22 protein-coding genes, 1 pseudogene and 1 riboswitch are annotated in these 23459 nt (G+C 60.6%); of the genes and pseudogenes, 11 read left to right on the forward strand and 12 right to left on the reverse strand.

The features are described 5' to 3' along the window. The first annotated feature begins 178 nt into the window (after positions 1-178). A complete protein-coding gene (locus AC1DY9_RS03585; protein ID WP_457280975.1) occupies positions 179-787 on the forward strand; it encodes a Crp/Fnr family transcriptional regulator in 609 nt (202 codons plus the stop codon). Between the two features lie 70 nt (positions 788-857). Here the strand turns inward: AC1DY9_RS03585 and AC1DY9_RS03590 are convergent, their stop codons facing one another. The 3 genes from AC1DY9_RS03590 to AC1DY9_RS03600 all read right to left on the reverse strand — a co-directional run bounded on the left by AC1DY9_RS03590 (position 858) and on the right by AC1DY9_RS03600 (position 4092). Next, positions 858-2387 carry a tripartite tricarboxylate transporter permease gene (locus tag AC1DY9_RS03590; RefSeq protein WP_457280481.1) on the reverse strand — a complete coding sequence of 510 codons (1530 nt, stop codon included), beginning with the start codon at positions 2385-2387 and terminating at the stop codon, positions 858-860. A gap of 48 nt (positions 2388-2435) precedes the next feature. Continuing rightward, positions 2436-2957, reverse strand: a complete 522-nt coding sequence (locus tag AC1DY9_RS03595; protein ID WP_457280482.1) for a tripartite tricarboxylate transporter TctB family protein — start codon at positions 2955-2957, stop codon at positions 2436-2438. 112 nt (positions 2958-3069) lie between these two features. Then, positions 3070-4092 carry a Bug family tripartite tricarboxylate transporter substrate binding protein gene (locus AC1DY9_RS03600; RefSeq protein WP_457280483.1) on the reverse strand — a complete coding sequence of 341 codons (1023 nt, stop codon included), beginning with the start codon at positions 4090-4092 and terminating at the stop codon, positions 3070-3072. A gap of 313 nt (positions 4093-4405) precedes the next feature. Here AC1DY9_RS03600 and AC1DY9_RS03605 point away from each other — a divergent pair, with 313 nt between their 5' ends. Continuing rightward, positions 4406-5302, forward strand: a complete 897-nt coding sequence (locus AC1DY9_RS03605; protein WP_457280484.1) for a hypothetical protein — start codon at positions 4406-4408, stop codon at positions 5300-5302. Between the two features lie 135 nt (positions 5303-5437). Here the strand turns inward: AC1DY9_RS03605 and AC1DY9_RS03610 are convergent, their stop codons facing one another. The 6 genes from AC1DY9_RS03610 to gcl all read right to left on the reverse strand — a co-directional run bounded on the left by AC1DY9_RS03610 (position 5438) and on the right by gcl (position 11649). Beyond that, entirely contained in the window at positions 5438-6448 is a 1011-nt protein-coding gene (locus tag AC1DY9_RS03610) for a 2-dehydropantoate 2-reductase (RefSeq protein WP_457280485.1), read from the reverse strand. A 23-nt stretch (positions 6449-6471) separates the two neighbouring features. Further along, positions 6472-7239: a fumarylacetoacetate hydrolase family protein gene (locus tag AC1DY9_RS03615; protein ID WP_477665804.1), complete on the reverse strand. Its 768-nt coding sequence runs from the start codon at positions 7237-7239 to the stop codon at positions 6472-6474. A 9-nt stretch (positions 7240-7248) separates the two neighbouring features. Continuing rightward, complete coding sequence (locus AC1DY9_RS03620; protein WP_457280487.1) at positions 7249-7629, reverse strand: HAD family hydrolase; 381 nt, start codon at positions 7627-7629, stop codon at positions 7249-7251. Between the two features lie 446 nt (positions 7630-8075). After that, complete coding sequence (glxR, locus tag AC1DY9_RS03625) at positions 8076-9002, reverse strand: 2-hydroxy-3-oxopropionate reductase (protein ID WP_477665805.1); 927 nt, start codon at positions 9000-9002, stop codon at positions 8076-8078. A gap of 30 nt (positions 9003-9032) precedes the next feature. Beyond that, the gene (hyi, locus tag AC1DY9_RS03630; RefSeq protein ID WP_457280489.1) at positions 9033-9812 is read right to left on the reverse strand and encodes a hydroxypyruvate isomerase; all 780 of its coding nucleotides are present in this window, start codon (positions 9810-9812) and stop codon (positions 9033-9035) included. A 40-nt stretch (positions 9813-9852) separates the two neighbouring features. Further along, positions 9853-11649 (reverse strand): glyoxylate carboligase, encoded by a 1797-nt coding sequence (gene gcl, locus AC1DY9_RS03635; RefSeq protein WP_477665806.1) that lies wholly within the window; start codon positions 11647-11649, stop codon positions 9853-9855. Positions 11650-11793: 144 nt separating this feature from the next. On the opposite strand from gcl, the gene AC1DY9_RS03640 reads away from it, so the two are divergent. Next, a complete protein-coding gene (locus AC1DY9_RS03640) occupies positions 11794-12702 on the forward strand; it encodes a LysR family transcriptional regulator (protein WP_477665807.1) in 909 nt (302 codons plus the stop codon). A gap of 111 nt (positions 12703-12813) precedes the next feature. Then, complete coding sequence (locus AC1DY9_RS03645; protein WP_457280492.1) at positions 12814-13773, forward strand: LysR family transcriptional regulator; 960 nt, start codon at positions 12814-12816, stop codon at positions 13771-13773. A gap of 11 nt (positions 13774-13784) precedes the next feature. On the opposite strand, the gene AC1DY9_RS03650 is transcribed toward AC1DY9_RS03645, so the two are convergent. The 3 genes from AC1DY9_RS03650 to AC1DY9_RS03660 form a co-directional block, all read right to left on the reverse strand. Further along, complete coding sequence (locus AC1DY9_RS03650) at positions 13785-14585, reverse strand: sulfite exporter TauE/SafE family protein (RefSeq protein WP_457280493.1); 801 nt, start codon at positions 14583-14585, stop codon at positions 13785-13787. A 337-nt stretch (positions 14586-14922) separates the two neighbouring features. Then, on the reverse strand, positions 14923-15258 hold the full coding sequence (locus tag AC1DY9_RS03655) for a cell division protein ZapA (protein ID WP_457280494.1): 336 nt from the start codon (positions 15256-15258) through the stop codon (positions 14923-14925). After that, positions 15255-15494: a DUF904 domain-containing protein gene (locus tag AC1DY9_RS03660; RefSeq protein WP_457280495.1), complete on the reverse strand. Its 240-nt coding sequence runs from the start codon at positions 15492-15494 to the stop codon at positions 15255-15257. Before AC1DY9_RS03660 ends, AC1DY9_RS03655 begins: the two co-directional genes overlap by 4 nt. Before the next feature lie 46 nt (positions 15495-15540). Next, positions 15541-15826: riboswitch (cobalamin riboswitch) on the forward strand. A gap of 84 nt (positions 15827-15910) precedes the next feature. Here AC1DY9_RS03660 and AC1DY9_RS03665 point away from each other — a divergent pair. The 7 genes and pseudogenes from AC1DY9_RS03665 to AC1DY9_RS03695 form a co-directional block, all read left to right on the forward strand. After that, positions 15911-17821 carry a TonB-dependent receptor domain-containing protein gene (locus AC1DY9_RS03665; RefSeq protein ID WP_477665808.1) on the forward strand — a complete coding sequence of 637 codons (1911 nt, stop codon included), beginning with the start codon at positions 15911-15913 and terminating at the stop codon, positions 17819-17821. 18 nt (positions 17822-17839) lie between these two features. Continuing rightward, the gene (locus tag AC1DY9_RS03670) at positions 17840-19180 is read left to right on the forward strand and encodes a cobyrinate a,c-diamide synthase (RefSeq protein ID WP_477665809.1); all 1341 of its coding nucleotides are present in this window, start codon (positions 17840-17842) and stop codon (positions 19178-19180) included. After that, the gene (locus AC1DY9_RS03675) at positions 19177-20025 is read left to right on the forward strand and encodes an ABC transporter substrate-binding protein (protein ID WP_457280498.1); all 849 of its coding nucleotides are present in this window, start codon (positions 19177-19179) and stop codon (positions 20023-20025) included. The genes AC1DY9_RS03670 and AC1DY9_RS03675 overlap by 4 nt, the downstream gene beginning before the upstream one ends. Next, positions 20022-20606: a bifunctional adenosylcobinamide kinase/adenosylcobinamide-phosphate guanylyltransferase gene (gene cobU, locus AC1DY9_RS03680; RefSeq protein WP_477665810.1), complete on the forward strand. Its 585-nt coding sequence runs from the start codon at positions 20022-20024 to the stop codon at positions 20604-20606. The genes AC1DY9_RS03675 and cobU overlap by 4 nt, the downstream gene beginning before the upstream one ends. Positions 20607-20746: 140 nt before the next feature. Further along, positions 20747-21616: an ABC transporter substrate-binding protein gene (locus AC1DY9_RS03685; RefSeq protein WP_477665811.1), complete on the forward strand. Its 870-nt coding sequence runs from the start codon at positions 20747-20749 to the stop codon at positions 21614-21616. After that, positions 21613-22692 (forward strand): FecCD family ABC transporter permease, encoded by a 1080-nt coding sequence (locus tag AC1DY9_RS03690; RefSeq protein ID WP_477665812.1) that lies wholly within the window; start codon positions 21613-21615, stop codon positions 22690-22692. Before AC1DY9_RS03685 ends, AC1DY9_RS03690 begins: the two co-directional genes overlap by 4 nt. A 92-nt stretch (positions 22693-22784) precedes the next feature. Then, positions 22785-23207 (forward strand): annotated as a pseudogene (locus AC1DY9_RS03695) (ABC transporter ATP-binding protein); the annotation flags it as partial. Positions 23208-23459 lie beyond the last annotated feature (252 nt).

Below are 23459 nucleotides of genomic sequence, written 5' to 3' on the forward strand. Positions count from 1 at the left end.
CAGGGTCTTCCGCGGTGGGTCACGTTGCTTCACTTTTTGCACTCAGGCGGGTCATTTGCACCGTCGAGGTATCATAGGAATCGATTCAGATTTGGCCATTGACCACGGTCAATTTTCGGTGGATTCCCCACCCCGAAAAACCCGCCAATCTGCGTCTCGCTCAATCCTTATTGCCTCCATGTCGTCCATACCAAATCATCCCGAGAGAAACGTCATTCGCGTGCAATTGGCGCAGAACATTGTTTTGAAGGGGATGACGGCGGAACAGAGTGCAGAATTGGAGTCGCACCTGGTCATTGTTGACGGCCAGAAAGGTGATTCCCTGCTGGAGCAGGGCGTGCACGAAATGGAGCAATATTTCATTCTTGAGGGCATCCTCAAGCGGGTGGTGACCAACGAGCAGGCCAAGGAGATGATTCTTCGCTTTGCCGACGAGCGGGACATGGAAACCAGCTACGCGGCCTGGCGCCTGGGCACCCCCACGCCATACAGCACGGTCTGCGTTACCAAGGTTCGGGTGGCAAAGCTGCCCTTGCCCGAATGGGTGGCTTTCCTGGAGCGGCATCATGAAATCAAGCAGTCGTTCGAGTATTACGTGATGCGCCTGATGAGTGAAATCATGGCCCATACCATCACGCTGCATTTGCTGGATGCACCGGGGCGCGTCAAGCGCTTTCAGCGCAAACATCCGGAGCTGTTTGACCGCATTCCGAAGAAGGAACTGGCGTCTTACCTGAATCTCTCAGCAGAAACCCTTAGCCGGCTTAAACAACGCGGCAAGATCTGACAGGTTCAGCGAAGCGGAAATAAAAAAGCCGGGTGATGTACCCGGCTTTTTTGTGGCTTTTCGCAGGAGGTCAGTCCACCGGCTGTTCTGCCGCGAATTCGCTCTTCTTGGGTGGGCGAATCTTTGCCATGACGCGAGAAATCAATGGCCAGAACAGCAACACCAGGGCCAGCGTGGTGATGCCGCCGACCAGTGGGTTAGACCACATGATGGACATTTCACCTTGCGACACAAGCATGGCCTGGCGGAATGAATCCTCAGCCTTGTCTCCGAGAACCAGTGCCAGAACCAGCGGCGCCAGCGGATAGTCGAGCTTCTTGAAGAGATAGCCGATGACACCGAACAGCATCATGAACCAGATATCCAGCATGGCGTTGTGCACGGTGTAGGCGCCAATCGCGCAGATCACCACAATCACAGGGGCAATGATGGAGAACGGAATGCGCAGGATGGATGCGAACAACGGGACGGTGGTCAGCACAACGATCAGGCCCACCAGGTTACCCAGGTACATGCTGGCGATCAGCCCCCAGACGAAGTCCTTCTGTTCAACAAACAGCAGCGGTCCGGGCTGCAGGCCCCAGATCAGCAGGCCGCCGAGCAGCACGGCTGCGGTGGGTGAGCCTGGAATGCCCAGTGCCAGCATGGGGAGCAGGGCGCTGGTGCCGGCGGCATGCGCTGCGGTTTCGGGCGCAATCACGCCTTCGATTTCGCCGGTGCCGAATTTCGAGCCGTTCTTTGACATCTTCTTGGCAAGGCCGTAACTCATGAACGAGGCAGGTGTGGCGCCGCCAGGGGTGATGCCCATCCAGATGCCGATCAGCGAGCTGCGAAGGGACGTCATCCAGTATTTCGGCAACTTCTTCCATGTTTCCAGTACGACCTTGGGGTCGATCTTGGCGCTCTTGCCAGAGAAAGCCAGGCCTTCTTCCATGGACAGCAGGATTTCGCCGATACCGAACAGACCGATCACCGCGATCAGGAAATCGAAACCGCGCATAAGGTCCGGGATGCCGAAGGTCAGGCGCAACTGGCCGGTCACGGTGTCCATCCCAACAGACGCCAGCGCAAAGCCGATCGTCATGGACGCGAGGATCTTGAACGGAGACCCTTTTCCCATGCCCACAAAGCTGCAGAAAGTCAGCAGGTAGACCGCGAAAAACTCGGGAGGGCCGAACTTGAGCGCGAACTTGGCGACGAGTGGCGCCAGGAAGGTGATCATCACCACGGCAACGAAAGCGCCGATAAAAGAGGAGGTGAACGCAGCCGTCAGCGCGGCGCCGGCTTTGCCTTGCTGGGCCATCGGGTAGCCGTCAAAGGTGGTGGCCACCGACCAGGGCTCTCCCGGAATATTGAACAAAATGGAGGTGATCGCACCGCCAAAAAGCGCACCCCAATAGATGCAGGACAGCATGATGATGGCCGAAGTGGGCGACATCGTGAAAGTCAGTGGCAGCAAGATAGCCACACCGTTGGCGCCGCCCAGGCCGGGCAGCACGCCGATCAGCACACCCAGAATGATGCCCACGAACATCAGGACGATGTTCATCGGCGTCAGGATGACGCTGAATCCGTGAAAAAGCGAGTTAAGTTCTTCCATTTCGATATCCGGTAAAAGTTCAGTGGGCTCGTTGTGGGTAGAGGGGGCTCAGTAGCCGAGGAAGCTCAGCGGCTCGAACTGGCCCTTGAACAAGGGAACCTTGAACCAGACCTCGAACATGAAGAAGAAAAGTGCGTTCACAAGGAAGGCTGTGATCACGCTTTTGATCGGGGAAAATTTTCCCAGGATGATCATGAACAGTGCGATGTAAACGGCCGATGCAACGTAGAGGCCTAAAAACTGGACCGCCCCCACGTAAACGATGGCAGGAATCAGGACCGATAAAACGCGTTTGAGCTGTTCGCCGTCGACGAATACTTCGGTATTTTTTTCCTTGCCGAACAGGGTTTGATAAAGGGTGCCGGCGCCTGAAATGCACAGGATGATGCCGATATAAAACGGGAAGTAGCCTGAGCCGGGGCCGTCGCTGGTCCAGCCGGACCCGAGGGCCCAGCTGCCCTGGATGACTATGGCGCCCAGGATGACGATACAGGTGGCGACGATTGCTTCAACGACATAGGTCGCGACGCCCGAGCGGACTTCCGCGCCGGATTCTTGGTTTGGCTCCATGAGCAACTCCGTTGGATTGAGTGCCCTGCACCAGGGCGAACTTGATTGATTGTGGGGCTGGCGCGTGGCCAGCCCGCAGGGGAAAACCCGGCGAACGGGGCTTTCTTGATCGTTACTTCGCGATGAAGCCGGCTTCCTTCATCAGCTCGCGATGGCGCTGTTCAGCGCTGCCCAGCCATTTGCCGAACTCGTCGCCGGACATGGAGGTCTGGTTGAACGCGCCTTTTTCCATGTAGTCTTTCCACTCAGGCGTGTCGCGAATCTTCTTGAGCAGCGTGACGTAGAACTCGAGCTGGTCTTTGGACACACCGGGCGCCATGAAAATGCCGCGCAGCATGGTGTAGTCGGTGGGCACACCGGCTTCCTTGCAAGTCGGGATATCGGCCCACGACTGGGTATCGGTGACCTTGGTCTTGTAAGTCATCCGTTTGTCATCGAAGACGCAGAGGGCCCGGAGCTGGTTGGCGCGCCACTGGGCAACTGCCTCGATCGGATTGTTGACGGAAGAGTCAACGTGTTTTCCGACGAGCTGCACAGCGACTTCACCACCGCCCTTGAAGGGGACATAGATGAATTTGGTGCCGGTGGCCTGCTCAATGCCGACGGTGATAATCTGGTCTTCCTGCTTGGAGCCGGTGCCGCCCATCTTGATTTTGCTGGGGCCTGCGGTTTTCACAGCTGCCAGGTAGTCCTTGGCGGTCTTGGCGGGGTTTTCCGCATTCACCCAAAGAACGAACTGGTCCAGCGCCATCATGGACACGGGGGTCATGTCGCGCCAGTTGAAGGGAACACCGGTTGCCAGTGGCGTGGTGAAGAGGTTGGACAGCGTGATGATGATCTTGTGCGGATTGCCCGTGGCCCCTTTCACCTCGAGGAAACCCTCGGCGCCCGCGCCGCCGGACTTGTTGACGACGATCAGCGGCTCTTTCATCAGCTTGTGCTTGATGACGATACCTTGCATCAGGCGAGCCATCTGATCGGCCCCGCCACCGGTACCTGCTGGTACCACGAACTCCACCGGCTTGGTGGGCTCCCAGGCCGCGTGGGCCGGGAAAGCCGTCAGCGCCGCTGCTGCGATGGCGCATGTCCCTGCTGCAGCCACTTTATTCTTGATGCTCGCAAATCTGGTTTTCATCACGTTGTCTCCTGTATTGGGTAACTCTGTTGTTGGCTGGAATTTCTTTACTGATTCCCTAGCCGAGCATATTGCAGACGTATGGTCTTACCAAGTGGGCCAAAAACTCTTGACAGGGGTCAAGTTTGCGGGATTTTCGAGCCGCTCTAGGGTTTCTCCGGAGCCGCTTCGGCGCTGTATGGCGCGCCTAGATAGCGTATGTCCCTAGGAGGAAAGTGTGACAACGCCGTAACATGAATTTCAGCGGGCTAGCTGATGCTCCGCGTCGAGGTGCGTGACTGGAACCTCACACATGCTTTGAAAGGTAAAAACCATGAAAAACGCATTGTTCCTGGCAGTTCTGTTTTCCTGCGGTGTGACCGCCCAAGCGCAGTCGTGCGAAGGCGGGCTTTACCTTAATCCGCAAGTGATCCGGGGCGAGGGAGCCTCGCAAACCGAAAGTGCCCTGAAAGAACTCGTTGACTTTATCCGTCCCACGGGGCTGTCGGTCACGCCGGTGCTCAACATCCGGGAGACGCAGGATGTTTTGACAGCCGTCAAGAAGCCGGCTCCACCATGCTGGGTCTATGGCAACCCCGTGGTCGGTCTTGCCTCGGGCTATAAGCCGGTGGCTGTCAACATGGACCCGATCCAGTCGGCTGTACTGATTCTGGCTGACATCGGAACGGTCAAGGACGGCAAACCGGTCGAGTTGAAGACGCTCCCTCCCGCTGATCAAGCCAAAGTGCTCGCCAAGCTCAAGGCGACCAGTTGCTTTGGCATGAAAAGCGGTGTGACCACATCGCTCGTAAAAGCCGAGAATTTTTGCGGCACGGTGGTCGAAATATTGCCTCAACAAGGGCTGGGGCAAAGCTACTTGCCGACCAAAGCGGCATTTCATTGGCAAGCGGACCGGTGGGCCGGCCTGATTACCCGGCTACAGAGTGCACAGGCTGCCACCATGAAAAGCCACCACGGTACCGATGAACGCATCCATATGGCGCAACTGGTGATTGTGCCGACCGCCAACGCGAGTTGGGGCTACGGGCTGTACGTTCACCCTAGCGCTCCAGCAGATGTGACCAAAAAAGCGGCTACTCTGTTCGACTCCCTCAAGAACGCAAACCCGCTTCTGTTAAAGGCGTTGGACCTTGGGGCCAAGTTCGATTTCGACACTCCTTCGGACGCAGTGGTTGAGGCTATGAAGAAATCGTTGGCCTTTGGACCTTGAGTCGGATCGTTTTTGAGGCTTGCCGCAGGTCGCGGCAACAAGAAAAACCGTTGTGCGCCGCAGCAATTGGATGAGGCCTGATTGGCTGGCACAGTCCTGTCGGTGCCAAGCCCAAAGCCCGGCGTTACCGGGCAATCAGGCCGCGAGCTGAAGGCGCACCTGTCCGCGCTCTTCGTCCATGGTTTTTGCGAGCAGCTTGACCAGGGCATATACCGTGTCGATGTGCGGCGTTGGTGTTTGCGTAAGGCGTCCCAGTTCGACTACTGAACCCACCAGGGCGTCGATTTCCGGGGCTCGACCGGCTTCGATGTCCTGCAGCATGGATGTTTTGTGCTTGCCCACTTTCTCCGCACCGGCGATGCGCTTGTCCAGCGTGACGCGGAACTCGATGCCCAGTTTGTGCGCGACTTCCTGCGCCTCGCGCATCATGCTGGCAGCCAGTTCGCGTGTCAGCGGATATTGGCAAATGTCCACCAGTGTGGAATGGGCCAGGCTGCTGATGGGGTTGAAAGTGAGATTGCCCCAAAGCTTGAGCCAGATCTCCGATCGGATGTTGTCCAAAACGGGCGCCTTGAACCCCGCGTTGCCAAAACATTCTGAAATTCGCGTGACACGTTCGCTGATTGAGCCGTCAAGCTCGCCGACCGGAAAGCGGTCGCCTTCGATATGTTTCACGACACCTGGCGCCACAAGTTCAGAGGCCGGGTAGACGACACAGCCGATGACGCGCTGCGGAGGGATCATTTTTGACAGCGTACCGCTGGGGTCCACGCTATGGACCTGGCTTCCTTCAAACGGGCCACCATGGTTATGGAAGTACCAGTAGGGGATGCCGTTTTGCATGGTGACGACTGTGGTGTCACGCCCAAACAGCTTGGGAAGATCGTTGGCTACAGCCTCTACCTGATGTGCCTTCATGGCCAGGATCACCAGATCCTGCGGGCCGGCTTCTGTGTAGTTGTTGGTCGCCTTGACATTTTCCGCAACGTGTTCGGTGCCATCATGCATGATGAGCTTCATGCCTTTTTTGCGAATAGCATCCAGGTTGGCGCCCCGTACGATGAAGGTTACGTCCTCACCGGCCAAAGCCAATTTCACACCCACATAACCGCCGATGGCTCCGGCCCCAATGATCGCAATCTTCACACCCGTGCTCCTGGTAAAAAACGTTATTCGAACCGGTTACTGAGCCTGCCGATACCGGCAATCTCCACTTCGATCGTGCTTCCCGGTTTCATGGATCCCACGCCGATTGACGTACCGCACAGGATGATATCGCCTGCATAGAGTGTCATGTCCTGGGATATCAAGCTCACCAGCTGCTTCACTGAAAAGCGCATGTCGCTAATGGGATAGTCCTGGCGGATCTCGCCGTTGAGGATGGTTTTAACCACCAGCTTTTCCGGATCAAGGCCTGTGGCAACGACGGGGCCGAAGGGGCAGAAGGTATCCAGCCCTTTGGCGCGTACCCACTGGGCAAACGAGGCATCACGGTTCAGTATGTCGGCGACCGTCACATCGTTGGCGCAGGTGTAGCCGAACACATGATCCATTGCATCGCGCTCGGAAACCTGCTTGCAGGTTTTGCCGATGACGATGCCCAGTTCGCCTTCGAAAACAACCTTGCCATCGCATGGAGGTTTTACGATGATTCCGTTTGGATCCAGGTAGGAGTTCGGCGCCTTGATTAAGTAGAGCGGTTCGGCCGGCACGGCCAGATTGAGCTTTTGACCCAGGGCGTGGAAGTTGTTCCACATCGCGATGACCTTGCTGGGCCGTACCGGCATCAAAAGCTCGACGCTGGCCAGCGGCAACGCCCGGTCTGTGGGTGTCGCACCGGAGAACATGTTGCCCTGGCAAACCCGGATGTTCTCTCCCTCGAGAGTTCCGAAGCCGGTTGAATTGCCTTCCCTGAAACGTAGCCAACGGTTAGACATTCCGGCCCTTCACGTGTACAGCGCACTCGGCGTGAACCGGGGTGCAGGGGTGGTGTTTTTTGGCCGGCTATTGGCTGGCGTGAGTGAATGGCTGGACCAGCCGGCATAAGGAGCCGGGTTTGCCCGGCTGGCGACCATGCTGGCATGGCAGCGGGCCTTGGCCGCTTCGATGGCCTCAACCAGGAAATCTGCTTCGTAGGCTCGCAGCAGATGCGCCTGCTCGGTTTCCAGATAGGTGCGCACGGCATCGCGACCTTGGGCCTGCAATCGGGCATAAGTGGCGGCATCCCAGTGCCAGGTCAAACCGAGCTCTTCGAATGCGGCGTTGTAGGCGTGGCGGGTCTGGTCGGTCCGGTCGGCGGCGGTGTTGTCAAGCGAGGCGTTGAGCATGGAGGTCTCCTTTGATGGGTGGATGCTCTGGGGGCACTTTTCGATGCGCGATGCACCGGGCTTGAGACAACTGTAGAAAGAATAGATGATTAATGATAGTTAAAGTATTTCATATAAATGATTATCTATGAGTTATATATAAATATTGCCTGGCGCGAAGGGTTGTGGTTCACGCAGGTGGGTAAGAGTGCAGTGACTTTCCGGTGCGCCTGCGTGCGGACGCCAATCCCGAGCAAGTGAGGTCAGAAATGGAGGCTGGAGTTTTTTCGGCAGTTCCATCACGGAATGCGATCCGGCCGCACGAGACTTTTTCTTCGGCTGGACCAATAACGGGCCCAATGCCGGCTGCATGAGCGGTGCGACTTTGGGGACGGTTAACTCCCGGTGCAAACGGGCGCAACGCAAAGACGCCGGATCCCCGCTTGTGCCGCGCGTTCCGGCAACGATCACCCGGCTTGCTGGCCGATCTCGAAGTTGGCCAGTTTCTCCAGTGCACGCACCATGGCAGAGTGGTCCCAGGTTTTGCCACCGTGTGCGACGCAGGAATTGAACAGCTCCTGCGCGGTGGCCGTGTTGGGCAGCGAGATGCCGAGCAGGCGCGCGGTGGAGAGCGCCAGGTTCAAGTCCTTCTGGTGCAGCTCGATGCGAAAACCCGGACCAAACGTGCGCTTGACCATGCGTTCACCATGCACCTCCAGAATCTTCGATGACGCGAAGCCGCCCATCAAGGCTTGGCGTACACGCGCCGGGTCGGCACCGGCGCGGGCGGCAAACAGCAGCGCCTCGGCCACCGCTTCGATGTTGAGCGCCACGATGATCTGGTTGGCCACTTTGGCGGTCTGGCCGTCACCATTGCCGCCAACCAGGGTGATGTTCTTTCCCATCAATTCAAACAGCGGCTTGATGCGTTCAAACACGGCTTCCGGGCCGCCGACCATGATGGACAGCGTCGCATTTTTTGCACCGACTTCGCCGCCCGACACCGGTGCGTCGAGGTAGTCGCAGCCCAGTGTGTTGATTTTCTGCGCAAAGGTTTTGGTGGCTATGGGCGAGATGGAGCTCATGTCGACGACAACCTTGCGTTCACCTGCGTCTGCGGACGAGCCCTTCAGACCGGTTGCAACACCGCCGTCGCTAAACAGCGCAGCCTCCACGTCGGGGGTATCAGGCACCATGATGAAGATGATGTCCGCGCGCTCAGCCACGCCGCGGGCATTTACGCATTGCGTGGCGCTGCCACTGGCAATCGCGTCGGGCATCTTGCCGAGGGTATGGACAAACAGCTGGTGCCCGGCCTTGATCAGATGGCCGGCCATGGGCGTGCCCATGATGCCGAGGCCGACGAAGCCGATTTTCAGGGCGTTGGAGGTCATGTAGAAGTATTCCTTGTGAGATGGTGCGGGTCAGCTTGTCAGGCGCTGGCGCCAGCCCAGTCCTGCGTCCGTCGTGCTGGCAGGTTTGTATTCGCAGCCTATCCAGCCGCCATAGCCAAGGCGGTCCAGATGCGTGAACAAAAATGCGTAGTTGATCTCGCCGGTGCCCGGCTCGTTGCGGCCGGGGTTGTCGGCCAGCTGGATGTGAGCGATGCGTGCCAGATGTTTTTGTATCGTCGCCGCCACTTCCCCTTCCATGCGCTGCGCGTGGTAAATGTCGTACTGCACGAAGGCGTTGTTGGCGCCGACCTCGTCCAGAATGTCCAGTGCCTGTGCCGTACGGTTCAGGTAGAAGCCCGGAATGTCAAAGGTGTTGATCGGTTCGATCAGTAATTTGAGGCCGTTTTTTTTCAGTTCGCTGGCTGCATAGTGCAGGTTATCGACAAAAGTCTTGCGCAGAACGGTGTCACTGGCCCCCGCGGGTGTTTTGCCGGCCAGGCAGTTGAGTTGACCCACACCGAGCACTTGGGCATACGCGATGGCTTGGGCCACACCGGCACGGAATTCTTCCACGCGATCGGGGTGACAGGCAATACCGCGTTCGCCGGCTTCCCAATCGCCGGCGGGCAGGTTGTGCAGCACCAGCTGCAAACCATTGCCATTGAGCCTGGCCTTGATGTCAGCGGCGCTGAAGGCATAGGGGAAAAGAAACTCCACGGCCTTGAAGCCAGCTTTGGCGGCCGGTTCAAAGCGGTCGAGGAACGCATGTTCGGTATAAAGCATGCTGAGATTGGCGGAAAATTTAGGCATGGTTTCTCTGCTGGTGGGGCGTTGGGCGTTGCTGGGGGGCTTATTCGAGCAAGCCAGCCAGTTCCAGGCCTTCTCGGCCCTTGGGGTGGCGACAGTCGATGTCTTCAAACTCGTTGACCTTGTCGATCTCCGTGCCCATGGCGATGTTGGTGACCTTTTCGAGGATGACTTCCACAACCACCGGCACCCGGTATTTGCGTGCCATCACCTGTGCTTCGACCATGGCGTCATTGATCTTTTCAGGGTCGGTCACGCGCAATGACTTGCAGCCCAGGCCTTGCACTACAGCCTGGTGGTCCACACCGTAACTGCGCAGATCGCCTTCGCCTTCCGGTACGTTCTGGTTTTCAAAAGCCAGCTGGACGCAGTAGTCCATCTCAAAACCTCGCTGGGCCTGGCGGATCAGGCCCAGATAGCTGTTGTTGACCAGCACCTGCACATAGGGCAGATTGAACTGCGCGCCCACGGCCAGCTCCTCCATCAAAAACTGGAAGTCGTAGTCGCCGGACAGCCCGACAACGGTACGTGTCGGATCGGCGGCCACCACACCGAGGGCCGCGGGGATGGTCCAGCCCAGCGGACCCGCCTGGCCGCAGTTGATCCACTGGCGTGGTCCGTACACATTGAGGAACTGCGCCCCGGCAATCTGGCTCAGGCCAATGGTTGTCACGTAAATGGTGTCGCGGGGGAACACCTTGTTCATTTCCTCGTACACACGCATCGGTTTGATGGGTGTCTCGGTAAAGTGAGACTTGCGGTGCATGAGCTTTTTTCGCTCGGCACAACGGGCGGCCCAGCTGTCATAGTCGGGCAGGCTCTTGGCAGCCTTGCGTTCGCGGGCGACTTGCACCAGAAGTTCCAGCGCGGCCTTGGCGTCGCTGACAATGCCAAAGTCGGGATTGAACACCCGGCCGATTTGTGTCGGCTCGATGTCTACGTGCACAAAGGTGCGGCCTTTGCAATACACCTCGGGCGAACCGGTATGGCGATTGGCCCAGCGGTTGCCGATGCCGATGACGAAGTCGCTGGCCAGCATGGTGGCGTTGCCGTAGCGGTGGCTGGTTTGCAGCCCACACATGCCGGCCATCAGGGGATGATCGTCGGGAATGGTGCCCCAGCCCATCAGGGTGGGGATGACCGGCACACCGGTGAGCTCGGCAAACTCGACCAGCAGATCTGAAGCATCGGCGTTGATGATGCCGCCGCCGGCGACGATCAAAGGCTTGCTGGAAGCAGCAAGCATGTCGAGTGCTTTTTCGATTTGTTTGCGGCTGGCAGCCGGCTTGTAGACCGGTAGCGGCTCATAGGTGTCAATGTCGAATTCAATTTCGGCCATCTGCACATCAAAAGGCAGGTCGATCAGCACCGGGCCGGGTCGTCCCGAGCGCATCAGGTGAAAGGCTTGCTGGAAGGAGCGCGGCACCAAAGCCGGTTCGCGCACGGTCACGCTCCACTTGGTGACCGGTTTGGAAATGGACTCGATGTCGACCGCCTGAAAATCTTCCTTGTACAGACGCGCACGCGGCGCCTGGCCGGTGATGCACAAAATGGGGATGCTGTCGGCAATCGCCGAGTACAGCCCGGTGATCATGTCGGTGCCGGCCGGGCCGCTGGTGCCAATGCACACACCGATGTTTCCGGCCTTGGCGCGCGTGTAGCCTTCGGCCATGTGCGACGCGGCCTCGACGTGCCGGGCCAGGATATGCGTGATCGACTGGCGCTCACGCAGTGCGGAGTAAAACGGGTTGATGGCCGCGCCGGGCACACCAAAAGCTTGTGTGATGCCTTCTTTTTCCATCACCAGAATGGCGGCCATGGCGGCCTTCATTTTTGCCATCGAAGTCTCCTAGAGGTTGCTGATCGTTGAGACGGATGGTCGCGGCGTTGGTGGTTGCGGGGAAGCCCCATCCTGTGCATTACGCTTATTCCAAACTGGAATAAATGATTGCCTGGCCGATGTCGCCGTGGTCTACTTGTGGCCATGGACCGCATTCAAGCCATCCGGCTTTTCATTCGCGTGGTGGACCTCGGCTCTTTCAGCAAGGCGGCGGCCGACATGGGTATGGGCCAGCCGTCGGCCACCAAACTGGTGGTGCAACTGGAAAAGCAGTTGGGTTCGCGGCTGCTCCACCGCTCGACCCGCGGCGTGACGCCCACTGAGATAGGCGCGCTGTATTACGCCAAGTGCAAGCTGATTGCACATCATGTCGAAGAGGCCGAGACGGTGGCGGCGCTATTGCAGTCGCAGGTCCAGGGCGGCCTGCGAATCACTACCTCCGTAGCTTTTGGACGGCGTGTGCTGGTGCCGCTGGTCATGCGGTTCATGCAGATGCACCCCAAATTGCAAATCGAGTTGAACTTTGAAGACCGTTATGTCAACCTGGTTGAGCAGGGCATTGACGTGGCGATCCGGATGGGACCGCTCGCTGACTCGACGTTGGGGGCGCGTTACCTGGGTATCAACCCGTGGGTGGTCGTGGCCTCGCCCGAATACATCAGGAAGCGCGGTGCGCCGGCCGATCCTGCGGATCTTGTCACGCACGATGCGCTGATCTACAGCACGGTGCAAGGTGATGCGCGCTGGCATTTCAACGGAGCCGAAGGCCAAGCGTGGCAGGTCTCGGTCAGTGGGCCGCTGCGCTCGAACAATCTCTCGGCGCTGCTGGTGGCAGCGCGTGGCGGTATGGGCGTGGCGGCCTTGCCCCGGTATGTGGCGCATGAGTCAGTGCGCAGCGGCACCCTGGTGCCTCTCCTGAGCGGCTGGGTGCTGCCGTCGCAGGAAATCCATGCTGTCTATCCCTCACCCCAACTGGTGCCGGCCAAGGTCAACGGTTTTGTCGGCTGGCTGCAAGGCCAGTTCGGCGAGTCCTGGTGGGCGGACCAGAAATAGCCACAGGCGAAAGCTTGCCCCCAGGTCGACCGGCTTGCAATGAATGATTATTTATTGCTAATCCATTTGATACCATGAATTACTTGTGAGTTATGGACTAAAGGGGCCGAGATGAAGAATGCGACATTGCGCCAGCTCAAGGTGTTCGAGGCTGTGGCCCGCAACTTGAGTTTTTCGCGAGCCGCCGAAGAGCTGCACCTGACGCAGCCAGCAGTGTCCATCCAGGTCAACAAACTGGAAGACCACGCAGGCCTTCCGCTGTTTGAGCAGCTCGGCAAAAAAATTCATCTCACGCCGGCGGGCATTGAGATGCTTCATTCCAGCCGGATCATCATCCAGCAGTTCAAGGAGGTGGAGGAAGCCATGGCGCAGTTCAAGGGCATCTCCGGCGGCAAGCTGAACGTTGCGGTGATCAGCGCCGGCGACTATTTCTTTCCGCGCCTGCTCGTTGAGTTTGCACGGCGCCACTCGGGCGTGACGCTGGACTTCGGCGTCTGCAATCGCGAGGAACTCTTGAGCCAACTGACCGACAACCTGACAGATCTGGCCGTCATGGTGCGCCCGCCACTGGATATGGACACGGTGAGCGAACCTTTCGCCCCGCACCCCTATGTTGTTGTGGCAGCACCCAACCATCCGCTGGCCGCCAAAAAGCGCATTCCGCTATCGCGCCTGGCCAGCGAACCCTTTGTTGTGCGTGAAAAAGGTTCTGATACCTGGAATTCGATGGAGGAGGGTTTCGGCACGCACCTGGCCGACCTCAACATCGCGATGGAGATCAAGAGCACGGAAACCATCAAACAGGCCGTGATCGCGGGCATGGGGGTGAGTTTTCTGTCGGCGCATACCATCAGCCGCGAACTTCAGGTGGGCAGCCTGACCGTGCTCGACGTGCAGGGTTTTCCGTTGATGCTGAATTGGTATGTCGTGCACCGTCGCAACAAGCGGCTGACGCCGGTAGCGCAGGCGTTCAAGACTTTTTTGATGACGGATGGCGGGGCGTTGATCGAGCAGACAATTGGTTTTCGGCCCAAAACGGCACAGCCCCGGCGTGCTGTCACCCGCCGTTAGCACAACAAGGGTTAGCGCAGCAGGAAATAGGCTGCCAGGATATACAGCACGACGGCGAAGACTTTTTTCAGCGGCTGGATGTCCATGCGGTGCGCGGTGCGTGCGCCCAGCGGCGCCGTACAAATGCTGGCCACCGAGATGATGACCAGTCCTGGCAGGTAAAGAAAGCCGATGGAGCCGGGCGGCATTTGAGGTAGGTTCTGGCCAGCCCAGATGTAGCCCAAGGTGCCGGCCAGCGCAATCGGAAAACCAAGCGCTGCCGAGGTTCCCACGGCGTCATGGATTTTCACGTTGCACCAGGTCATGAAGGGCACCGAAACGAAGGCGCCGCCTGCGCCCACCAGCGAAGACAGCATGCCGATGACACCACCCATGCCAAAGGTGCCCAGGCGGCCGGGCAGAGTGCGGCTGGGTTTGGGTTTACGGCCCAGAAACATCTGGGTGGCTGAAAACGCCACAAAAACGGCAAACAGGATGCTGAGGATTTTTCCCGGCAAGGCCACCGCCAGTTGGGCACCAATCAATGACCCCAGCAAAATGCCGGGCGCCAGCAGCCGAACGATGGGCCATAGCACGGCCCCGCGCCGGTGGTGCGCACGCACTGACGACAACGAGGTGAAGCAGATGGTGGCCAGCGAGGTGGCGACCGCCATTTTCACGGTGTATTCCTGCGGGTAGCCTTTTGCCGTGAGGATGAAGGTGATGAACGGCACCATCAGCATGCCGCCGCCGATGCCCAGCAGGCCTGCGAGAAAACCGGTGCACAGACCCAACAGGAGAAGTTCGGCAATAAGTTGGGGTTCGAGAGACATCAGATCTGCTGTGGCACGGCGGGCTGGGCCCGCAACCGGCTATTGTTTTTGTTCGCGGCCTGGATTCCGTTCGGATCCGGGACAAGAAAAGAAAGGTGTCTGCGAGTGCCACTGGACCGTCATCCTGAACCGGGGTTCAGGTGGGCGAGGGCAGTCAGGTTTCGGGTTCGTCTGACGCGAGACGATCACACCTGCCGGACAATTTACCAAGCCCGTGCTCGAAGAGCATTGGTTCAAGGAAATATAAAGCCCAATGCGCATCGCAGACGTGTTCATTGTAGGCCTTTGCGGCTCCCGCGCGCGAAGTGGGGGAGTGATTTACCGCAGGGGTGCGGGCTTAAAGCAGGCGGCCGTCAACGCCCAAGGCTGTGTCAAGCCGCTGTAGCAAGGCTGTGAGTTGCGGATGCGTTGTTTCGCCAGCACTGGCGGTTGTTTCCGCTGTTGTCGCGGCGGGTGTGGGCGTAGCGTTTGGCGTGCGCTCGGGGAGCTCAAAGGCGAGATTGAGCGCCGCCAGAACGGCAATGCGGTCACGTGCCTTGATTTTCCCGGCATCGCGAATCCTGCACATGGCCATGTCAACACGGTTGACCGCGTCCAGCATTCGGGCGTCGCCATTTTCGGGGCAGCCCAGCAAATAGCTTTGGCCCATGATCTGCACTTCGAGCTGTTTCATGACTCGGTTCCCACGGTGTTTTTGGCGGCATGCCCGTTGGTTTCGGGCAGGCGCTCCAGCAGTGCATCCACACGGGCGCGTGCCGCGCCGAGCCGCGATTTGAGGGAGTCGCGTTCGTGCGTCAGAACGCCAACCTGCTCCACCAGGAGCTCGTTGGTACGCTGCAGCTCCTCATAGCGCAGCAGGAGCCGCTCAACGCGTTCGACGATCTGGTCGATTTGGGTTTGGTTCGACATGGCAGCTCCGATTGTAGGGTTTGCGGCCGGACATGGGGAAGGCCCGCGTAGAATCTGCCCTGTTGGTGCCCGCAGTGTGGTTCGCACGCTGCAGTTCAACGGGAAGCAGGAGGGGGTCAAAGCCATGCATCAGGTCAACCTGATTCGCTGGCGCCGAGACCTTTAACCTGCGCTGCCCCCGCAACGGTAATACGGACGAATGGGCTCCTGACGCCAAGTCAGAAGCCCATTCAGCTTTCATCACTAGCCACTGAGCGTTTTGAACACACGCTTGGGAAGGCGATGGAGGCAGTTCCGTCAGCCCGGATACCGGCCAACAAGGTGAACGCGCACGTCCATGAACTGGCATGAGCGTTTGTAACGCTCATGCACTGGCGGGGAAGCCAGTGAGGGTATTTTGTTGATTGTCTGATTCCATGAAAACCTGTGTTTTCCACACACGCCTTGCCGTGCTTCCGCTGGCTGTGGCCGCTGCCTTTCCCTCCTTGTCCCAGACTGCCCCGGCGGCCCAGGCCGGCGCGGCGCCACAACTCAAGGAAATGGTGGTAACCGCTACGCGCAGCGCCCAACCCATCGGCGATGTCATTGCTGATGTCACGGTCATTGACCGTGAAACCATAGAGCGGGCCGGCCCGGTGGGGCTGGCTGATGTTCTGGTTCGCGTGCCGGGCATACAGATCACCCGTAACGGCGGTATCGGCAGCAATACAAGCGTTTTTGTGCGTGGCGGTGAAACCCGCCACACCCCGGTTTTTGTAGACGGGGTGAGGATGGAGTCGCAGACGACGGCTGGAGCCGCCTCCTGGAACAACATTCCACTCTCGCTGATTGATCGCATTGAGATCGTGCGCGGCCCCAGCAGCGCAGTCTATGGCTCCGACGCCGTGGCCGGCGTGATCCAGATATTCACCAAGCGCGGCCAAGGCCCTTTTTCGCCTTCCGTGACGGTGGGTTACGGTTCCTACAATACCAGCCGGGTCGAGCTCGCCGCCAGCGGTTCAGCGGGCGGCTTTGACTATTCTCTGGGCTTGACGCAGGGACAAAGCGATGGCTTCAATGCCCGGACCATCCCGGCTCAAAACCCCGATGCCGACGGCTACAAAAGCCAGAGTGCCAATGCCAAGCTGGGTTTTCAAATCAATCCTGACCACCGCATTGAAGCCAATGTGTTGCAGAGCCATATGGATGCGCAGTACGACGGCGGCCTCACACGCGACTTTCGCCGTATCAGCGACCTGCAGACCCTGGGCCTGCAGTGGGAAGCCAAATGGTCTGGCCAATACAGCACCAAGCTGGCGGTCACGCAGGGTACCGACTCCGGTGAAGAAGGCCTGAATGGCTCGACCCCGCAGGTTTCTTACGACAAGAGCACCATCAGCACGTTGTTGTTCCAGAACGAATACCGCATTGGCGCGCATCTCCTGAGCGCTACACTGGAAAGCCGTCGCGATGTGTTCCGCCTGGTCGGCTCTTCGGCCGTGCCGGCTGGCATGAGCACCCTCAACGGGAACCGTTCGCTGGATGGCGTGAGCCTGGGCTACGGCTGGAGCGGCGGCGCGCACACGGTGCAGTTCAACGCCCGCCATGACACGGACAGCGAATTCGGCGGAAAGACCACCGGCTCCGCCGCCTATGCCTTTGCGCTCACGCCACAGTGGAAAGTGTCCGCATCCGCCGGCACCTCCTTTCGGGTCCCCACGCTGTACCAGCGTTTCAGCATTTACGGCACCTCGACCTTGAAGCCCGAATCCGGCCGCAGCGTGGAAATGGCGCTCAAATATAGCCAGGGGACTGCCCAGTACGGTGTCACCGCTTATCGCAACCGCCTGACCAACCTGCTGAGCTTCGTCACGGGCAACGGTCCCTGCATCAATGGCGGCCCGCCGACGGTGCTGAGCAATCGTGGTTGCTATGCCAACACGGCGCAGGCCCAGTACACAGGGCTGACATTCACGGCTGCCGAGACGCTGGGCAATGTTCACATCCACGGCTCGCTGGATCTGCAGAATCCCAAGAACCTGGTTACCAACCGAACCCTGCAGCGCCGCTCCCGCCAATACGGCACGCTGGGCGCCGAGATGCCGGTGGGCGGCTGGCAACTGGCGACGGACCTTGTGATGGCTTCGCACACCTTCGACAGCGACGCCAGCAACGTGGTGCTGCCGGGCTACTCGCTCGTGAACCTGAGCGCCACGACGGCGCTGTCGCGCGACTGGAAACTGGTCGCCAAGCTGGACAATGTGACCGACAAGGCCTACCAGACTGCCGGTACTTACGCCAATGGCCGACGCTCTGTGTACGTCGGCCTGACCTGGGCACCCCAGTAAGCCTCATCCACACCAGCCATGCAAACTTCCGCCCGTTGCCCTGCCATACTCATCGCCGCCCCGGCTTCCGGCCAGGGCAAGACGACGGTGACCTGCGCGCTGGCGCGCCTGCATGCGCGGCAGGGCCGCCGGGTTCGGGTTTTCAAGTGCGGGCCGGACTTTCTGGACCCGTGCTGGCACGCCCTGGCCAGCGGCACGCCGGTGTACCAGATGGATCTGTGGATGACGGGCGAGGACGATTGCCGCGCGCGCCTGCATGCGGCGGCGCTGGAGGCCGACCTTATCATTGTGGAAGGCGTGATGGGCCTGTTTGACGGTGAACCCAGCGCGGCCGACCTGGCACAACGCTTTGGCTTGCCGGTGCTGGCGGTGGTGGATGCATCGGGCATGGTGGCAACCTTCGGCGCGCTGGCCTTTGGCTTGCAGCACTATCGCCCCGACATGCCCTGGGCCGGGGTGCTGGCCAACCGCGTGGCCAATGCGCGGCATGCGGGCATGCTGCAGGCCAGTGTGGCACCGGACCAATGGTTGGGGGCGGTGCTGCGCAATCCCGCCATGAGCCTGCCCAAGCGCCACCTGGGGCTGACCGTCGCGACCGAAGTGGCAGATGCCATGGAAAGGCTGGACGCCGCAGCCGATACGCTGGCCACCACGCCGCTGGGTCAGATGACCCTGGACGACTTGCAGCGATGGGCGGTGGACTTCGCGGCGCCGGAAGCCTCTGCGCCCATTGCTCCCATGTTGAAAGGCAAAACCATCGCTGTTGCGCGCGACGCCGCTTTCTGTTTTATCTACGCCGCCAACCTCGATACCCTGCGCGCGCTGGGTGCTGAGCTGGTGTTCTTTTCGCCATTGGCTGACGCGGCTGTACCGGCCTGCGACGCGATGTGGATTCCTGGTGGTTACCCCGAACTGCACGCAGAGACAATTGCGGCAAACACCGCGCTACGCACCAGCCTGGCCGCACACATTTCCGCAGGCAAACCTGTATGGGCCGAGTGCGGCGGCATGATGGCCCTGTTTGAGACGCTGGTCACACTGGATGGCAAACGCCATGTGCAATGGGGTGTGCTACCTGGCGAAGTGACCATGCAAAAGCTGCTGGCCGGCCTGGGCCCGCAGCAGCTGGCCCTGGAAAGCGGCACCTTGCGCGGCCACACTTTCCATTACTCGACCACGGCCACGCCGTTACAGGCCGCGGCACGCACCTCGCGGCCGGGCACCGCGCCCGCGCCGGACGTGGGCGAGGCCGTGTGGCAGCATGGTGCGGTGCGCGCCAGTTACTTTCATGCCTGGTTTCCATCCTGCCCCGAAGCGGTGGCAGCGCTATTCACCACATCTGTAGAGGTGACTGCATGACGGACTTGCTGCACTACCAGCCCGGCCCGCAGCGCATCGTCTGCCTGACCGAGGAAACCACCGAATGGCTCTACCTGCTGGACCAGCAGCAGCGCATTGTGGGCATCTCGGGCTACACCGTGCGGCCCAAACGCGCGCGCGACGAGAAGCCGCGCGTCAGCGCCTTTCTGAGCGCGAAGATCGAGAAGATCATGGAACTGCAGCCCGACTGCGTGCTGGGCTTTTCGGATCTGCAGGCCGACATTGCTTCGGACCTGGTCAAGCGCGGTGTGCAGGTCACCATCTTCAACCAGCGCAGCGTGGCCGAAATTTTCTCCATGCTGTTCCAGCTGGCCGCCATGGTGGGCGAGGCAGAGCAGGGTGCGCAGCGCATTGCACAGATGCAGGCCGATTTGCGTGCCATGCAGGCGGCCGTCGCGGCCAGGGTCGCCAAGGGTGCGCGCCGCCCCAAGGTGTATTTTGAAGAATGGGACAGCCCGCACATCAGCGCGATCCGCTGGGTGTCGGAGCTCATCGGCATCGCGGGAGGTGACGATTGCTTTCCTGAGCTCGCCGCCGAATCGCTGGGCAAGAACCGCATCATTGCCGACGGGGCCGAGATCGTCCGCCGTAACCCGGATCTCATACTGGGCTCCTGGTGCGGCAAGAAATTCCGGCCGGAGAACGTGGTGGCACGCGAGGGTTGGGGTGCGGTGAATGCGGTGCGTCACAACCAGCTGTTTGAAATCAAGTCGCCCGACATACTGCAGCCCGGCCCCGCTGCGCTGACCGACGGCGTGGCCAGGATGCACCAGATCATCCTGCAGTGGATGGACGCTGAACAAGCCGGAGCGTTCCGATCATGAGCGCTATGACGATTGCCAAAAGCGAACTGATTCTGGGCGGCCAGAAAAGTGGCAAGTCACGCCGTGCCGAACTGCTGGCGCGCCAGTGGCTGGACCAGCGACTGGGCCACCGCGCCGTGCTGATTGCCACCGCACAGCCTTGGGACGAGGAGATGCGCCAGCGCATCGCCCGCCACCAGGCGGATCGCGCCGAGCGCGTGCCCGGCATGACCACGGTGGAAGAGCCGTTGGCACTGGCGGAGGCGATTCAAAAACACAGCCAGCCCGACACCTTGGTAGTGGTGGACTGTCTGACGCTGTGGCTCACCAACCGGTTGATGCCCGTGGATTTTGAACAAAATAAGCCTCTAGCCCCCATGGACAGTGCGCCAGCCGCTTCTCTTTTGATAGCAATTACCCAGGCCCCTGGCCCGGTGGTGCTGGTGGGCAACGAGATTGGGTTGGGCGTAATTCCCATGGGGCGCGAGGTTCGCGCCTTTGTGGATGCCTTGGGCAAACTGAACCAGGATGTGGCCGCTGCGTGCCAGCGCGTGACGCTGATGGCGGCAGGCTTGCCACTGACTTTGAAGGATGCGGGATGAAGATGGACATCCGCCGCTTTCTTTGCCCCTTTCTGTTGCACAGACGCGGGGTGGCAGAGCGTTTTGCTCCGTGTCCCCCGCCCGCGTTGCGGGCTCCTCCTTTACCTGCGCAAAACGCTCTGCCACCCCGCGTCTCGGTGATGCTCGTTTTTGCGTTTGCCTTTACCTTTGGTCTGGCGGGTGTCGCTCGTGCCTTGCAGGTCACCGATGACCGAGGGGTCACCGTCACCTTCCCCGCCGCGCCGCAGCGCATTGTGAGCCTGTTGCCGTCGTTGACCGAAACCGTGTGCGAGCTGGGCCAATGCCAGCGCCTGGTGGGGGTAGACCGCTATTCCAACTTCCCGGCCAGCGTGCAAAAACTGCCCCAAGTTGGCGGCGGGCTGGACCCCAACATCGAGATGATCGTCTCTCTCAAGCCCGATGTGGTGCTGATGGCCACCTCGTCGCGCGCGGGCGAGCGGCTGCAGGCGTTGGGCATCAAGGTGGTGGCGCTGGAGCCGCGAAGCCATGCCGACGTGCAGCGCGTGATGCTCAAGCTCGGCCAGTTGCTGGAGGTGCGTGATGCCGCACGCATCTGGCGCGCGATTGATGCCGGTGTCTCGGCTGCAGCCCAGTCGTTGCCGACCAGCGTGCGCAATGTGAAGATCTACTTCGAAGTGAACCAGGGGCCGTATGCAGCGGGCGAGTCGTCCTTTATTGGCGAAACGCTCACACGCCTGGGTGCCAAAAACATCGTGCCTGCCAAGCTCGGGCCGTTCCCCAAGCTCAACCCCGAATACATCGTCCGCGCCAACCCTGACCTGATCATGATCGGCCAGCGCAGCGCCGGCGGTTTGACGGTGCGGCCCGGCTGGCAAAGCATCCGCGCACTGCGCGAGCAGCGGGTCTGCATTTTCCCACCCGACGAGGCCGACATGCTGGTGCGTCCCGGCCCGCGCATGGCTGAAGGTGCGCGCCTGATGGCCCAATGTCTGCTGAAAAATGCGCCCGCCCCGGGAGCCAAACCATGATGCAAACCCGCGTTTTCTGGCTGGTCTGGGCCGGTGTGCTGGGAGCATTGGCTTTGGTGGCGTTGGGTATCTGTGTCGGCAGCGCCGGACTGGAGAACCTGATTCGTCCGCTGCTCAACCCCGCACAGGACCCGCAGCAAACCGCCATGGCACAGCAAATCATTTGGCAGATCCGCCTGCCGCGCACCTTGGGCGCCTGGGCCGCCGGCGCCTTGCTGGGCCTGGCCGGTGCCGTAGCCCAGGGCCTGTTTCGCAACCCCCTGGCTGACCCGTATTTGCTGGGCAGCGCCTCGGGTGCCTCGCTGGGCGTGGCGCTGGCATTGGCCGCTTTGGGTGGGGGCGCCGGCATGTTGGGCGGCAGCATGATGAGCGGCGGTATGGCCGTCAGTGTGTTCTCCAGCAGCTTGTGGGTGCGTCTGGGGTTGACCGGTGCGGCGTTTCTGGGCGCCGTGTTTGCGGTGATGCTCACGCTGGTGCTGTCGCGCGGTGTGGGCCACACGCTGCGCCTGCTGCTGGCCGGTGTGGTGGTGGGCGTTGTGCTGGGTGCCATGACGCACCTGGTGCTGCTGTTCTCACCCGAATCGTTGCAGGCCATGCAGGCCTTCATGCTGGGCTCCACGGCCTTTGTGGGCTGGACGTCGTGCGTGCTCATGGCCAGTGTCTGGGGCGTGTGCGTGCTGGCGGCATGGCTGCTGGCGCGCGTCCTTGATGGTTTGAGTTTGGGTGACGCTACGGCGATCAGCCTGGGCCTGCCGGTGGCGCCTATGCGCGCGGCGCTGGTGGCGGTACTGGCGCTGGCTACGGGCACCGCGGTGGCTCAAACCGGGTTGATCGCTTTTGTAGGCCTGGCCGCACCGCACCTGGTGCGCTCGGTGGTCAAGACCACGCACGCGCACCTGATGCTGCTCTCCAGCCTTATGGGCGGCGTGTTGCTGATGGCGGCCGACACGTTGGCACGCTGGCTGATCGCGCCGCAGGAGCTGCCCGTGGGCATGCTCACCGCGGTGCTGGGCGGCGGCTATTTGTTGTGGCTGATGCACCGCAGCAGCAGCCTGGGCGGAGGCCGTGCAGCATGAGAAACGCTATGAATTCAATAGCTATCGGCGCAGACTCTATAAGGGCCAGCCTCGGAAATGGCTTGCAAAAGCAACACGTACTGCACGGCATCAGCCTGGACATTGCTGCGGGTCGGTGGACCAGCATCGTCGGCCCCAACGGCGCAGGCAAGTCCACCTTGCTCAGGGCGCTGGCCGGTGTGCTGCCACACAGTGGTAGCGTCTCGTTGTTGGGCCGGCCCATGCAAAACCTGCCGCACCGCGAACGCGCCCGCCAGCTGGCCTGGCTGGGCCAGAACGAAACCTCGGCCGATGACCTGACGGTGTGGGACGTGGCCATGCTGGGCCGCTTGCCGCACCAGGCCTGGCTGGCCCCGCCCAGCGTCGCCGACCGTGCAGCGGTGGAGCAGGCCCTGCGCGCCACCCGTGCCTGGGACTGGCGCGAGCGCGCCTTGGGGCAACTGTCGGGCGGCGAGCGCCAGCGCGTGCTGCTGGCGCGCGCCCTGGCGGTGCAGGCCCAGGTGCTGCTGATGGACGAGCCGCTGGCCAACCTCGACCCGCCGCACCAGGCCGACTGGCTGGACGTGGTGCGTGCGCTGGTGGCCGAAGGAAAAACCGTGGTCAGCGTTCTGCATGAGATCACCATGGCATTGCAAGCCGACACCATGGTCGTGATGGCTGAAGGCCGCATCACCCACCAAGGCGCCTGCGCCGATCTGGCCACACACCGCGCACTGGAAGACGTATTTGACGGACGCCTTGCTGTTCATCCCTTGCAAGGGCAGTGG

This window comes from Polaromonas sp. P1_F6 (assembly GCF_056405695.1).